Below are 14,390 nucleotides of genomic sequence, written 5' to 3' on the forward strand. Positions count from 1 at the left end.
CATTCCCACGCGGAGCGTGGGAACGATCTTCAAGGGCGTGATCTGGTAGATTGCCCGGCACTTTGAATGGGAACCTGAAACATGATCGAAGACACCATCAAGCGCCGGGCTCGCGGTCTGGACCGGGCGTTCGACATTCTCGATTTCCTCAAGGAAATCGGCCAGCCCCTGCGGCCGAACGAAATCGCCAGCGGCATCGGCAGCCCGAAATCAACGGTCTACGAACTGGTCGCGTCCTTATTGGAGCGGCGTATCCTCGAACCTGTGGGCAAGGACGGTCACGTTTACCTCGGTCGTCAGTTGTACTTCCTCGGGCAGGCGCATTTGCGCCATTTCGACCTGACTCGCGAGGCCGATCTTGCCTTGCAGGAGATCGTCAGCCAGACCCGTGAAACCGCGCAGATGTGCCTGCTCAACGGGCGTAAATACACCGTGGCGTTGATGAAAGAGGGCGAGCGACATTTTCGCATTTCCTCGGACATCGGCGAGAACGCACCTATCCCCTGGACCGCTTCCGGGCGCCTGTTGCTGGCGCATCTGAGCGATCAGCAGATCGTCGATTTGATCGACCCCGACGACTTCATCCTGCCCGACGGCGAACGTCTGCCGCTGGAGCGGTTTCTAGAGGAAATCCGCCAAGCCGGTATCGACGGGTTCTTTTCCTTCGATAGCGTCGCCGACACCTTTACCCATTGCTTCGCCGCCCCGGTCAAAGACCCGAACGGCGTGGCCATCGCGACCCTGTGCATCGTCGCTCCACGGGCCGATGCCAAGAACAATTACAACGACTATCGTCGGGTGCTGATCGACAGTGCCAACAGCCTGGCCCGGCGTATCAACGAATAAAAGCGGCTGTCTGCGGCCGCGAGTGTGAGGAGATCGACCATGTTTTCTGCCAAAAATACTGCCGCCGTGGAAAAGGGCTTCGCCCACACAGGCGCCAATCTTGTGCGTGACGTCAGCCTGCCGGCCCTGGTGCTGCACCGCGACGCGCTGGAACACAACATTCGCTGGATGCAGGACTTCGTCAGCAACAGCGGCGCGGAGCTGGCGCCGCACGGTAAAACCAGCATGACCCCGGCGCTGTTTCGTCGCCAACTGGACGCCGGTGCCTGGGGCATCACCCTGGCCAGCGCCACGCAAACCCGCGCGGCTTACGCCCATGGCGTGCATCGGGTGCTGATGGCCAACCAATTGGTCGGCACGCCGAACATGGCCCTGATTGCTGATCTGTTGGCAGACCCGACCTTCGATTTCTATTGCATGGTCGATCACCCGGATAACGTCGCGGACCTGGGCGCGTATTTCGCCTCGCGCGGTGTGCGCCTGAACGTGATGATCGAGTACGGCGTAGTCGGCGGTCGTTGTGGTTGCCGCACCGAGGCCGAAGTGCTGGCGCTGGCCAAGGCAATCGCGGCTCAACCGGCGTTGGCATTGACCGGCATCGAGGGTTACGAAGGGGTGATTCACGGCGATCACGCGGTGAGCGGCATCCGTGCGTTCGCCGATTCTTTGGTGCGCCTGGCCGTGCAGCTGCAGGACAGTGGTGCTTTCGCCATTGCCAAGCCGATCATCACCGCATCGGGTTCGGCCTGGTATGACCTGATCGCCGAGTCGTTTGAAGCGCAGAATGCCGGCGGCCGATTCCTCAGCGTGCTGCGTCCCGGCAGTTACGTGGCCCATGACCATGGCATCTACAAAGAAGCGCAATGCTGCGTGCTCGACCGTCGCAGCGACCTGCACGAAGGTTTGCGCCCGGCGCTGGAGGTCTGGGCGCATGTGCAGTCGTTGCCGGAACCGGGTTTTGCGGTGATCGCCTTGGGTAAGCGCGACGTGGCCTATGATGCCGGTCTGCCGGTGCCGTTGCTGCGTTACAAGGCCGGTGTGGTGCCGGCGGTCGGCGATGATGTGAGTGCCTGCAAGGTGACGGCGGTGATGGACCAGCACGCGTTCATGACCGTGGCGCCGGGGGTTGAATTGCAGGTGGGCGATATCATTTCGTTCGGTACTTCACACCCGTGTCTGACGTTCGACAAATGGCGCATTGGGTGTTTGGTGGATGAGCAACTGAATGTCATCGAAACCATGGAAACCTGTTTCTAAGGTTTAGACCGAGGTGCGGCCTTCGCGGGCATCCAGACACCACCGAAACACCAGAGACACCACATCAATGAACAACATCAGCCCCCTGGGCCCCAACACCCCGCGCATCGCCCTGATCGGCGAATGCATGATCGAATTGCAGCAGCGCGCCGACGGCTCCCTGCAACAAAGCTTCGGCGGCGATACCCTGAACACCGCGGTCTACCTGGCCCGTGAACTGGGCGATGGCGGCACGGTGGATTACGTCACTGCCCTGGGTGACGACAGTTTCAGCGATGCGATGTGCCAGAGCTGGGCCAGCGAAAACATTGGCCTGGACATGGTCCAGCGTTTGCCCGGTCGCTTGCCCGGCCTGTACTGCATCCAGACCGATGCGGCCGGCGAGCGGCGCTTTCTCTACTGGCGCAATGAAGCCGCAGTGCGCGATTGCTTTACCACCCCGGCCGCCGCGCCGATTCTGGCGGCGCTGCCGGATTACGACGTGTTGTATTTCAGTGGCATCACCTTGGCGGTGCTCGGTGTGCAGGGGCGGGAAAAGCTTCTGGAAACCCTGATCGAAGCCCGACAGCGGGATGCGCGGATCGTGTTCGACAACAATTATCGACCACGCCTGTGGGCCTCGGTTGAGGACGCGCGGGAGGCCTATCGCAGTGTTCTGCCCTATATCGACCTGGCGTTGCTGACGGTGGATGACGAGCAGGCGCTGTTCCACTTCTCCGATTGCGCGGCGGTGTTTGCCGCGTATGAGCAGATGGGCACACCGGAAGTGGTGCTCAAGCGCGGCGCCGAGGCGTGTCTGATTCGCTGTGACGGTGAGTCGTTCGAAGTGCCGGCGCAGGTGGTCGAACGGGTAGTGGACACCACGGCGGCGGGGGATTCGTTCAGTGCGGCGTATTTGGCTTGTCGGCTCAAGGGCGGCAGCCCGGTTGAAGCTGCCGAGGCGGGGCATCGGTTGGCGAGTCGGGTGATTCAGGTGCCGGGGGCGCTGATTCCGAGATAAGCAGTGGTTGGCCGCTTGCTGCGCAACCGGATCGCGGGCTTGCCCGCGATGAGGCCCTGAAGCCAAGCCAATCAATCCCGGTAAAACACCTGCACCAGGTGATAACCAAACTTGCTCTTGATCGGCCCATGCACCACCCGCAGCGGTTTTTTGAAGATCACCGCATCGATCACCCCGACCATCTGCCCGGGCCGCACTTCGCCCAGGTCGCCGCCGCGTTTGCCGGACGGGCACGTGGAGTATTTCTTGGCCAGCACATCGAAGGCTTCACCCTTGGCGATGCGTTGTTTGAGCTGCTCGGCTTCTTCCGAGGTTTTCACCAGGATATGGCGGGCTTGGGCTTTCATTGGCAGTACCTTGCAACGGTGGTGGCTATGTTGGTGCCAGCGTGGGGCGCGCGATTATGCCTTAACTCAGCCCGCTTGGCCGATCATCGTGCGAATCTTGTTGGCCAACAGGTCAATGGAAAAGGGTTTGGCCACCATGTCCATGCCTTCCTCCAGGAAACCCTGGCGTTCGGCAGCTTTCTCCGCATAACCGGTCATGAACAGCACTTTCAGATCCGGGCGATGCTGACGCGCGATTTCCGCCAGCTGCCGACCGTTCATGCCCGGCAACCCGACATCGGTCACCAGCAGATCGACCCGCAGGTCTGATTCCAGCAAGGGCAGGGCGGCCTTCGCGTCTTCAGCTTCATGAGCGTGATAACCCAACTCATTGAGCAGGTCGAGCACCAGCATGCGCACTGCTGGATCGTCTTCCACCAACACCACGGTTTCACCGGCAACCGCTGCCGGTGTTTCGCCGTTGAGCGGCTCCAGGGTGTGCTCCGGCACCGCGACGTGCAACCGTGGCAAATACAGCCGAACGCAGGTGCCCTGGCCCGGCAGGCTGTGAAGATTGACATGCCCGCCCGACTGCTGGGCGAAGCCATAGATCATTGACAGCCCAAGGCCGGTGCCCTGGCCGATGGGTTTGGTGGTGAAAAACGGGTCGAAGGCCTTGGCCAACACTGTCGGGGTCATGCCGGTGCCGTTGTCGCTAACGGCAATCATCAGATAATCCCCGGCCCTGACCGGTTCCAGAGGGGTAATGTCGCTACCGTCGAGGTGAACGTTGGCGGTTTCGATCACCAACTCGCCGCCTTCGGGCATCGCATCCCGGGCATTGATAACGAGGTTGAGCAGGGCGTTTTCCAGTTGGCTGACGTCAGTACTGACCGGCCAGACTTCATCGGCCAGCTGCATTTTGAGCTCGATATGGTCGCCCTTGGTCCGGCGGAACAAATCTTCCAGGGAATGCACCAGCTGGTTGGCATTCAGCGGTTTGCGATCCAGCGACTGACGCCGGGAGAACGCCAACAGGCGATGGGTCAGGGCGGCTGCACGGTGGGCCGAGGACACTGCGGCTTCGGTAAAACGACCGATCTCGGCGGCACGCCCGTCGGCGATATAGCGCTGCATCAAATCGAGGCTGCCGATGATCCCGGTGAGCATGTTGTTGAAATCATGGGCGATGCCGCCGGTGAGCTGTCCCACCGCCTCCATTTTCTGCGCATGCCGCAAGGCGTCTTCGGCGCGCTCGCGTTCGAACATCTCGTTCTGCAGTCGCTGGTTGGCTTCGGCCAATTGCTGCGTGCGGGCGCTGACGCGTTCTTCAAGGGTTTCGTTGAGGTTGCGCAGGGCCTCTTCGGTCTGTTTGCGCTCGGTTTCGTCGATCACGAAGATGTAAAAGCCATTGACCGCGCCGTCCGCGCCATGACGGGGCAGGTAGTTCATCAGGGCCTGACGGGTGCTGCCATCACGGTGCGCGGCGCTGATGCTGAAACTGCAAGCCTTGCCTTTCAGCGCCTCGGCAATGTATTCGGCGCGCAAGGCATAGGCTTCATCGCCCAGCACTTCACGTACGGTGCGGCCGTAAAGCTCCTGCGGCGTCAGGCCGTACCATTCCAGGTAGGCGGCATTGTTGAGGCGAAAGCGCTCCTCGCTGTCGACGTAACTGATCAGGATCGGCATGGCGTTGATGATCAGCTGCAGCTCGGTCTGGCTTTGGCGCAAGGCCTGTTCGATGTGTTTGCGTTCGGTCAGGTCCAATGCGGCGCCGAGGAAACGGATCGGCCGGCCATGATGATCCTTGTAGCAACGACCCCGGGCAAACACCCAGCGCAATTGGCCGTCGGCTTGCAGCAAGCGATATTCCTCGGCGTACTCGCTGCCATGAGTAATGCAATGCTTGATGCTGCGGGCAATCATGGCGCGATCTTCCGGGTGTACGCCGTGGAGGTATTCGCTGATGGGCAACTGGTTGGCCAGGCTTGCGTCGACGCCATGCAATTGGGCGAAATGGGCATCGGCGATGAAACGGTCTTCGCCGATGTCCCAGTCCCAGGTGCCGACCGCATCAGTGGCAGCCAGCGCCAGTTGCAGGCGCTGCTCGGTTTCCTGCTGGGCCTTGAGGCTGGCGGCGGAGCGCTGCTCGAGTTCCAGGGCGATGCGGCGGCGTTCGTTGGTTTCGATGGCCGTGACCAGAATGCCGGCGACCTCGGCGCTTTCATTGCGAATGGGGCTGTAGGTCAAATCCAGCCAGAAGTCGGAATCTTGCCCGTCGCGTTGCAAGGTAAAGCGCTGTTCGCTGTAGGTTCGCACCTGGCCCTGTAGGACGGCGCTGTAAATCGGGTCGGTGAAGTCTTTCAGTTCTGGCCAGATCAGGTGCGTCGGTTGTCCGAAAGCGTGAGGGTGTTTGCTGCCGGCGAGGAAGGCGAAGCCGTCGTTGTAGATCTGCGTAAGCTGCGAGCCCCACAGCAACAGCATCGGCATTGGCGAGTGAATCACAATGTCCACGGCGGTGCGCAGGCTCTGCGGCCAGTGATCGGCGGCGCCCAGCGGGTTGTTTGTCCAGTCCAGTCGGGCAATCAGGGCCTGGGCGTCGCTGGCGGTCGGTGGTGCGTTCATTACAATGTCCTGCGCGTGAGTCGGTGTGGCGGCGTCTACTATCCTTGCATGGCGGTAGACGCTGGATGACCCGTTTTGGGTCATTTTTTCAATTGAATGCTTCGCGGGTGCTTTTTGCCATGGAAATCGATGCACTGTTGCAAACTCTGGCCAGCCGCAATGGCTCCGATCTCTACCTGTCCACGGGCGCGCCACCCAGCGCGAAATTTGACGGTGTGCTCAAGTCCCTGACCGAGCAACCGTTCAAACCGGGTGAAGTCGCGGCTATTGCCGCGTCCATCATGGACGCCGAACAGCGCCTGGAGTTCGATCGCGAACTGGAAATGAACCTGGCGCTTTCCCTGCCGGGGGTCGGACGCTTTCGGCTCAATATCTTCAAGCAGCGTAACGATGTGTCCATCGTGGCGCGCAACATCAAGCTCGACATTCCACGCTTCGAAGACCTCAAGCTGCCACCGGTGCTGCTCGAAACCGTGATGCTCAAGCAGGGGCTGATACTGTTCGTCGGTTCGACCGGTTCGGGCAAATCGACCTCGCTGGCGGCGCTGATCGATTACCGCAACCGCCACAGCAGCGGCCACATCATCACCATTGAAGACCCGGTCGAGTTTATCCATCGGCACAAGAAGTCGATCATCAACCAGCGTGAAGTCGGCGTAGACACCCGCAGCTTTCATGCAGCGTTGAAAAACACCCTGCGCCAGGCGCCGGACGTGGTGCTGATCGGCGAGATCCGCGACCGCGAGACTATGGAGCACGCGCTGGCGTTTGCCGATACCGGCCATCTGGTAATTTCCACTTTGCATGCGCACAACGCCAATCAGGCGCTGGACCGCGTGATCAACTTCTTCCCCGAAGAACGCCGGACGCAACTGCTCCATGACCTGGGCAATAACCTCAAGGCCTTTGTTTCCCAGCGTTTGGTGCGTACCCGCGATGGGCAGCGCCGGGCGGCGGTGGAGGTGATGCTGGGAACGCCGACCATCGGCGACCTGATCAGGCGCAATGAGTTTGGCGAGCTCAAGGGAATCATGGAGAAATCTTCAGAGGCGGGGATGCAGACGTTTGATGGGGCGCTGTTCGCGCTGTTTGCCGAGGGCGCGATTGATGAGGCGCAGGCGCTGAAACATGCGGACTCGGTGAACAACTTGCGACTGCGCCTGAAAATGCACGCCGAGGCCGCGCCGGGGCCCCATACCCCGCCGGGAGAATGGGGATTAGTGGACTGACGCATACCCTTGTAGGCGCTGCCGAAGGCTGCGCCTACAATAAGTTGGTTGTAGCAGGTGTTAAAACACACTGTCTCGGTTGCTAACCTGAAGTTACATCTAAAACTTAAGAGTGGTTCTGCTTCTGTGATTGACTCAAGTTTTAGAGAGTAGGGAGTTTGAGGCTGATTTGTAGTTTGCTGGTTTTTACGTTGTTGGCTTGTCGGAAATGTTACTTAATAGATTGCTGCTGGATTGTCTGGTTTTGGTCAGTAAGACTGTCTTGGCTGAATAAGTCGGCAAGTTAATTTATATAAGGTTAGTCATGAGCTTTGAACGTGTAAATAAATCCTATAAGTATGCATCAGATAGTGATGAGCAACAGCGTCAAGAAGCGGATGCCGTGGAGCGGCAATTGGTTTTGACTGGCCTGAAAGAATGCTTGAAAGACTACAGTGGTGACGAACCAATCGATTGGTTCGAATATGAGCTGGAGTTACAGAAGGATTCTTCGTTGTATGAGATTTATGTGCCGGGAAGCGTTCTATTGAATGAATTGACCAGCACAGTTGCTATAAGAAGTGCATTGACTCAAGAGTATGTTATCGGACCCCTGCCTCTTCGCGTTACCGATTCCGGCAAGCTGGAAGTATGGAGTGGCTCGGACTGGAAAGATTTCGTCAAGCTGGGTTACTTCGAAAATTTTCCATATGGCCAAAAGGCTATGGAAATCCTTGTGGAAGTTGCCAGGGAAGCTGGAGGTAACATATGGACGGACAATATTATAGTTGTCGACCAATGGCTTCAGTTTCACGGTTTCGATGTGCCCAAGAATGTTGCGCAAGTCAAAGGCCTGATAGATTATTTTGAATTTGATTTTCCTGAAATCGATCATCTTGGCAATTACTGGGGACAGATCGTTGCCGATGATCAATCGTTGATCGTTTTGTCTGCCGAACAGTGCAAAGCCATCAGGAACGCAACTGCCAAACTTGTTCCGAAGGGCGAAAGACTGCTCGATGTCCTGTTCCGCGAAACAGCTTCCGCGATTGCACTGCACGACAATGCCGCCGTGTTGATAAAACAATTGATCAGCCACTCGATCTCTCAGGAGTATGCCAAGAAGTACCTGGAGCTGTTGGGGTGGTTTGGAGTGGAGGCCGATCAGGAAATTTCCCCGCAACAACTTGGGCAAGTATTCATTACCGCCATGTTGCTGGATATCAATCCTTTTATTGGCAAGAGCCAGGGAAGGAAATCTGTCGGCAGCTTTGAAATGTACTCGCCAAGTTATATCGGGAGGCCGTCAGCCATCGTCCTTGAGGCTTTGCGCGATCACATCGTTGTCAATGGATGGGCAACGCACGACACGGCTCCCTTGGCGATTCATCTGTTGTTGGCGCAAACGGCGCCCGAGTTCCTGGTCAGACAGGTTCCGACTTCCATTCTGATCGGTTCGGTTGAATGGGTGTCCTTTTGCCGTGGAGTGGCACTGGTCGAAGCCGTCACCCGTGGCGCTTCGCGTGTGATGACTTATGCGCAGATCATGGCATACGCGGAACAGGAACCGGTCAGCCAGTCTTTGGCGAATTTGCACACCTTGGCATTGATTGATCCGATCGTTGACTGGGCCCTGGTTAACGGCGTGGTGACGAATGAAGAACTGCGTCGAACCGAACAAGAAACGACGCAACGTGCAATTACCGCGTATCAGCAATATGGGGCTAATTTTTCACAGGTCGTCCAAGCGTATTCCACCCCATTGCCCGACAGGAAAACCATCGCGCGAGCGGCCTTGGAGCGCGCTGCCCCGAACTGTGATTTCCTCGAGCTGCCGGTACTTTCTCAGCAACCGGGGCTCTATGCTTCGCCGACCAAGATGTCCATGGTTGACTTGCATATGTCGGGCGATCTGGTGAAAGGTCAGTGGGACTTTCGCGCTGTTTTCCCCAATCACCGTTCCCCGGATCTGTTGCGCGATATCAGCGGCCAGAAAGAACCGAACCTCTACGATCCCACGGTTGCCAGTGTTTACACTCGTTACCCGCTGCTGTTACTGATGAGGAAAAATAACGATGAATTTCATCGTCAATTACATCTTTACCTGAGCGAGTTGAATAAAGCACTCGCGACAAGCATCAAGTTAGCGCTCGCGCGGCTTTCCTTTTTCGAATTGCAGAATGTTCTGAACGGTGAGGTCACTTTTTTCACCCTCCGTCACTCAGCGGTATTCATGCGAGAAAGGCCGATATCAGGCCCATTTGTCTTTCAGGAACCGGTGGAGAGTCAAAAAGGTAAAGATGCCGCTACAGGGCGTTTTGGCATTGTGATGTGCGTTTCCTATCGTGGCCGCGTATCGTGTTATGAGATTTTTACTTTGCGCGGCGAGATACATAAAAACGACGAACTCGGAAGGCTGATCGTCAGTACCGGAAAATTACAGTCGGCTGCAAGGATGGATTTCAGCGGCGATCTGAAAACACATGTGTCGCCGACACCTGAAGAAAGTCTGCCAGTCAATTTCAAATGCTATACCGAGGGCGTAGCGAACGATTTCCAGGTCATCCGCAGCAAGGCGATTATCGACAAGTTAGCCGTATTGCCAGCGCCGGTCACGCCATCAAGTCCGAAGAGAAGTGAGTACCAGAATTTCGCAGAACCGCAGCTTGCCCGAGTCGCACAATTCATCGTAGCTCATCACCCGTTGATGACGTTCGAACAACTCGAAGCGAGCGCTACTCAACCCACGGCGCTTGAACTGGAGCGTGCAACAGGCGAAAGAATTGCCACCTATATCGTCGATCTCGCGGTGCCGTTCAAAAAGTGCGTACAGGATCTGTCTACCGGGGAACACAATCTTGTGGTTGATGGCATCTATGGTTGCGCCATGGATGCTATTGCTCTGGTGGCGACCTTTGCAGGCGCAGGCGCCAAGGCCGCGAGTATGGTGGCCAAGACTTCTCGCATGGCCTCCCGGCTCACAGGTCTGGCCAAGCTGGTTATTGGTACGGGCATTTCCATCTTTAACCCGTTGGACGACGTGCCATCGATACTGAAAGGTACAGGGAAGCTGGTTTACAAGGGAGGGATGCGATTGAGCGGGCAGGTCCAAGAGATCGTTGCCATGGCGAAGGAACAGCTGAGGCATATCAAAGGAGCCCATAAACCTCAAAGCCTGATTGGCACAACCCATGGCGTGAAAACCGGGCAGGGCACTTGGCGACCCCACAGCGGAAGTGCTGAAACGTTGACCGTTGTGGCGGCGCGTAAAGACTTCAAATGGTATGCCCTTGACCGAACCGGTAAACCCTGGGGGCCGAAGCTGAGCAACTTCACGTTTCAGACACCCGTCAGAATTCCTCGATTCAAAACGTTGCCAGTCAGTTATACCCGTCATTTCATTGAGAAAAGCTTGCCACAGGCAAAAGCAAAAATTGAAAACGCGATCAATGCTTTGAGTCTTCATGACTTCACAAAGGAACGCGATGTTGTCATGAAGATGTTTTTGGGCAGAAATACGGCCGGTGCCCGTGATCGAGTATTGAAATACCTGAAACTGATCAGGACAGACTTCGCAGGTTTCTCCCTGAGCAATTTTATTCTCGACCCGTTCAAGGATAACGGCAACATTGCTGCATTCAACACGGACGCTTACAAGCATTGGAAGGCCTTGAATGCTGCTGATCAACCCGGTACAGCGTTCATTGAAATCTACACGGGAAATCTAAATAAGCATTTCATCCGTCATGGTTTCAACCATGGCGTAGTGGCTGACGATCTGATTCATGAAATGCTCCACGGTGCGGCTCAGACAAAGGATGTCGGCTATGCCATCGATATGGCAAATGCAGGTGGCAAACAGCAAGTGCTGGATGTCGCGCCACTGCTGAACTTGGCTGCAGGGCAACTTCCGGTGGCCGAGGATGGTGCGGTGGTGCAATACAATGCTTTCGAAAATGCCGACTCCCTGGCTGTGGTCACGTCGCTGCTCAGTCAGTTGTACACCGACAAGCTGACCTATGACAACAACATGTCCATCCTGCAGGCCGCTATGGCAAGCGGCGATGGCAAAATTGCCGAACCGGTCCTGGTAACCCTGAACTAAATTTAGCGGCACCCTCCTGGCGACCCCCCATAGGAGCTGCTGAAGGCTGCGATTTTTGGATATTTAGCAATTTATCTAACACCAAAAATCAAAAGATCGCAGCCTGCGGCAGCTCCTGCGAAGGGTGTTTCAGTCATTCAATTCGGGGCGGTCGCGAAACTGCTCCAGTGCCTCGGGGTTGGCCAGTGCGTCGGTGTTCTTCACCTTCTGGCCATGCACCACATTCCTCACCGCCAGCTCGACCACTTTGCCGCTGATGGTCCGTGGAATGTCCGTCACCGCGACAATCTTCGCCGGCACATGCCGTGGAGTGGTGTTGGCGCGGATCACCTGGCGGATCTGCTGTTGCAGCGGTTCATCCAGTTCCACGCCGTCGCGTAAGCGCACAAACAGCACCACTCGCACGTCATCCTGCCATTGCTGACCGATGGCGACGCTGTCCAGCACCTGCGGGACTTTCTCCACCTGACGATAGATTTCCGCCGTGCCGATGCGCACGCCACCGGGGTTGAGCACCGCATCCGAGCGGCCGTGGATCAGCATCCCTCCATGGGGCAGTTGCTCGGCATAATCGCCCTGGGCCCAGACGCCGGGGAACAGGCTGAAATAGGACTTTCGCAGCTTTTCCCCATCAGGGTCATGCCATAGTCCGATGGGCATCGCCGGAAAATGTCGGGTGCACACCAGTTCGCCCTTTTCCCCGATCACAGGCTGCCCGGCGTCGTTCCAGACTTCGACCGCCATGCCCAGGCCTTTGCACTGCATTTCGCCACGGCGCACCGGCAGCACCGGATTGCCGATCACAAAACACGAAACGATGTCGGTGCCGCCGGACATCGAGGACAGGCACAGGTCGGACTTGAACGCGCGGTAGACGTAATCGAAGCTTTGCGGCGACAGCGCCGAGCCGGTGGACAGGATGGTTCTCAGGCTGCTCAGGTCATGACTTTCGCACGGCTTCAAGCCATTGCTTTCCAGCGCAGTGAGGAATTTCGGGCTGGTGCCGAAGACGTTGAGGCGTTCGTCGTCGATCAGGTCGATCAAGCGCTCCGGACCCGGATGAAACGGCGAGCCGTCATACAGCACCACGGCGCTGCCGACGGCAAGGGCCGAGACCAGCCAGTTCCACATCATCCAGCCGCAGGTGGTGTAGTAGAACAAACGGTCGCCGGCACCGAGGTCGGTGTGCAGGCCATGTTCCTTGACGTGTTGCAGCAGCACGCCGCCGGTGCCGTGCACAATGCACTTCGGTACGCCGGTGGTGCCGCTGGAGTAGAGGATGTACAGCGGATGGGCGAAAGGCACGGGAACGAATTGCGGCTCGCCGCCCGGGTCGTAAAAATCGTCCCACAGCGTCACATTGGCCTGGCAGCGGAAATCCTCGATGCGCGCTTGAGGACGTGCGTAAGGCACAACGATCAATTGCTGCAAGGACGGCAGTTGTCCGAGGATTTCATTGACCTTGGTGGTCTGGTCGATCTCTTTGCCGGCGTAGCGGTAACCGGCGCAGGTGATCAGCACTTTCGGCTCGATCTGGCCGAAGCGATCGATCACCCCGTGGGTGCCGAAATCGGGTGAAGAACAGGACCAGATCGCGCCCAGACTGGTGGTGGCGAGCATCGCCACCAGGGTTTGCCAGGTGTTTGGCATGCACGCGGCTACACGATCGCCGAGGCCGACACCGGCGGCTTTCAGGCCATTTTGAAAACCCGCGACATGGCTCACCAGTTCGGCCCAGGTCAGTTGTTCTCGTTGGCCGTTTTCGCCGATGGCCACCACCGCCACGGCATCGTCGCGACGGCGCAACAGGTGTTCGGCGAAGTTCAGCGTGGCGCCGGGAAACCACTGGGCGCTGGGCATTTGTTCACCTTCTATCAGCACAGCGTCCGGTTGATCGTGAAAACGGATGTCGAAGAAATCGACGATGGCCTGCCAGAAAGCTGCCCGTTGATCGATGCTCCATTGGTGCAGGGCAGGGTAGTCGGCGATCTCAAGGGTGTGTCGCTGATTGACGAAGCGCCGGAAGGCCTCCATGCGGGTCTTGCCGATGCGCTCGGTGCCGGGTTGCCAGAGGATGTCGGACATGGCTTGGCCTCTTCTTGTTTATGCATCCAGATCGTTCCCACGCGCAGCAAAGGAATGCCCCAATGGACGCTCTGCATCCGCTTTTTGGACGCGGAGCGTCCCGGGCTGCATTCCCACGCAGAGCGTGGGAACGATCAGTGTCAGGGGGCTAGCGGCGAGTTACTGCGCCAACCACCCACCATCAATATTCCACGCGGCGCCACGCACCTGGCTACCGGCTTCGCTGCATAAAAACAGCACCAACTCGCCCAGCTGCGGCGGTGTCACGAATTCAAGGGACGGCTGCTTCTCGGCCAGCAAATCATGTTGCGCCTGCTGGGGGTCGATCCCGGTCGCGGCGCGATCATCGATCTGCTTCTGCACCAGTGGCGTCAGCACCCAACCCGGGCAGATGGCGTTGCAGGTGACGTTCGTCGTAGCGGTTTCCAGACCGACCACCTTGGTCAGGCCGATCACGCCATGCTTGGCCGCGACGTACGCGGCCTTGCCCACCGAACCGACCTGGCCATGCACCGAGGCGATGTTGATGATCCGTCCCCAGCCCTTGGTGCGCATCCCCGGCAAGCTCAACCGGGTGCTGTGAAACACCGACGACAGGTTGATCGCAATGATCGAGTCCCAGCGCTCCACGGGAAAATCTTCCACCGGCGCCACATGCTGGATGCCCGCGTTGTTGACCAGGACATCCACGCCGCCGAACTCACGCTCGGCGTACTCGATCATGTCGGCGATCTGCGCCGGGTCGCTGACGTCGGCCGGATGATGGCCGACCTTGCCACCGAATTGTTCGACCTCGGCGATCACCGTCGACGCATCGCCGAAACCGTTGAGAATCAGATTGGCGCCAGCCCTGGCCAGGCTCAGGGCGATTCCCAGGCCGATGCCGCTGGTGGAACCGGTGACCAGTGCGGTCTTGCCCGAAAGAGTCGTCATGAATA

At 58.1% G+C, this 14,390-nt stretch carries 9 protein-coding genes; 5 read left to right on the forward strand and 4 right to left on the reverse strand.

Features of this window, described 5'->3' with window-relative positions; all coding sequences use genetic code 11:
- The first annotated feature begins 81 nt into the window (after positions 1-81).
- The 3 genes from MMG91_RS06060 to MMG91_RS06070 all read left to right on the forward strand — a co-directional run bounded on the left by MMG91_RS06060 (position 82) and on the right by MMG91_RS06070 (position 3,103).
- Positions 82-846: an IclR family transcriptional regulator gene (locus tag MMG91_RS06060; protein ID WP_305445808.1), complete on the forward strand. Its 765-nt coding sequence runs from the start codon at positions 82-84 to the stop codon at positions 844-846.
- A gap of 39 nt (positions 847-885) precedes the next feature.
- Entirely contained in the window at positions 886-2,103 is a 1,218-nt protein-coding gene (locus MMG91_RS06065) for an amino acid deaminase (RefSeq protein ID WP_310659049.1), read from the forward strand.
- A gap of 67 nt (positions 2,104-2,170) precedes the next feature.
- Complete coding sequence (locus tag MMG91_RS06070) at positions 2,171-3,103, forward strand: sugar kinase (protein WP_310659050.1); 933 nt, start codon at positions 2,171-2,173, stop codon at positions 3,101-3,103.
- Positions 3,104-3,174: 71 nt separating this feature from the next.
- Here the strand turns inward: MMG91_RS06070 and MMG91_RS06075 are convergent, their stop codons facing one another.
- Positions 3,175-3,450, reverse strand: a complete 276-nt coding sequence (locus MMG91_RS06075) for a peptidylprolyl isomerase (RefSeq protein WP_007898282.1) — start codon at positions 3,448-3,450, stop codon at positions 3,175-3,177.
- 66 nt (positions 3,451-3,516) lie between these two features.
- Entirely contained in the window at positions 3,517-6,054 is a 2,538-nt protein-coding gene (locus MMG91_RS06080) for a PAS domain S-box protein (protein ID WP_310659051.1), read from the reverse strand.
- 119 nt (positions 6,055-6,173) lie between these two features.
- Here MMG91_RS06080 and MMG91_RS06085 point away from each other — a divergent pair, with 119 nt between their 5' ends.
- Both MMG91_RS06085 and MMG91_RS06090 read left to right on the forward strand, forming a co-directional pair.
- Complete coding sequence (locus tag MMG91_RS06085; protein WP_310659052.1) at positions 6,174-7,283, forward strand: PilT/PilU family type 4a pilus ATPase; 1,110 nt, start codon at positions 6,174-6,176, stop codon at positions 7,281-7,283.
- A 304-nt stretch (positions 7,284-7,587) separates the two neighbouring features.
- Positions 7,588-11,367: a hypothetical protein gene (locus MMG91_RS06090; protein ID WP_310659053.1), complete on the forward strand. Its 3,780-nt coding sequence runs from the start codon at positions 7,588-7,590 to the stop codon at positions 11,365-11,367.
- A 129-nt stretch (positions 11,368-11,496) separates the two neighbouring features.
- On the opposite strand, the gene MMG91_RS06095 is transcribed toward MMG91_RS06090, so the two are convergent.
- Positions 11,497-13,452: an acetoacetate--CoA ligase gene (locus MMG91_RS06095; RefSeq protein ID WP_310659054.1), complete on the reverse strand. Its 1,956-nt coding sequence runs from the start codon at positions 13,450-13,452 to the stop codon at positions 11,497-11,499.
- Positions 13,453-13,611: 159 nt separating this feature from the next.
- On the reverse strand, positions 13,612-14,385 hold the full coding sequence (gene hbdH / locus MMG91_RS06100; RefSeq protein WP_310659055.1) for a 3-hydroxybutyrate dehydrogenase: 774 nt from the start codon (positions 14,383-14,385) through the stop codon (positions 13,612-13,614).
- Positions 14,386-14,390 lie beyond the last annotated feature (5 nt).

The organism is Pseudomonas sp. JL3, assembly GCF_031570575.1.
In the GTDB taxonomy this organism is placed as follows: Bacteria; Pseudomonadota; Gammaproteobacteria; order Pseudomonadales; family Pseudomonadaceae; genus Aquipseudomonas; species Aquipseudomonas cucumis.